The sequence below is a fragment of the Catenovulum sp. 2E275 genome, from assembly GCF_025515275.1.
Classification (GTDB): Bacteria; Pseudomonadota; Gammaproteobacteria; order Enterobacterales; family Alteromonadaceae; genus Catenovulum.
In genome coordinates this window covers 1-392 of the sequence record NZ_JAOPFU010000137.1, presented here as the reverse complement: position 1 = coordinate 392, position 392 = coordinate 1, and the positions used below count along the sequence as shown (strand labels likewise).

At 42.1% G+C, this 392-nt stretch carries 1 protein-coding gene; it reads left to right on the top strand.

Annotated elements, in window-relative coordinates:
* The coding region (locus N7931_RS19420; protein WP_410369367.1) for a DDE-type integrase/transposase/recombinase at positions 1-275 on the top strand (275 nt) is incomplete at its 5' end.
* Between the last annotated feature and the right edge of the window lie 117 nt (positions 276-392).

Sequence of the window (392 nt, the reverse complement as noted above, 5' to 3'; positions counted from 1 at the left end):
TGGATATGGGCTTTAAATTGGGGATTGATAAGGTTCGTCGTTTTATGAAACGACTCAAGCTCATTGCCAAGCGGCCTAAACAACACAAGTATCCAGTTGGTGGCAAAGCGTCTGTAATTGCACCTAATACACTGAATAGACAGTTTAATCCTGGGTTGTTAAACACACATTGGTCGGGTGATATTACATTTGTCCGTACACAACAAGGTTGGCTGTATGTCGCAATTGTTATGGACTTATGCTCTCGTCGGGTAATTAGCTGGGCGTTCAGATAAACCGAATTCAGAGTTAACAGTACGAGCTTTACGCTTAGCGGCTCAGAAACGAAATATCAAAGGAAAAGTCATATTCCATTCAGACCAAGGTTGCCAATATACCAGTGAGAGCTTTCA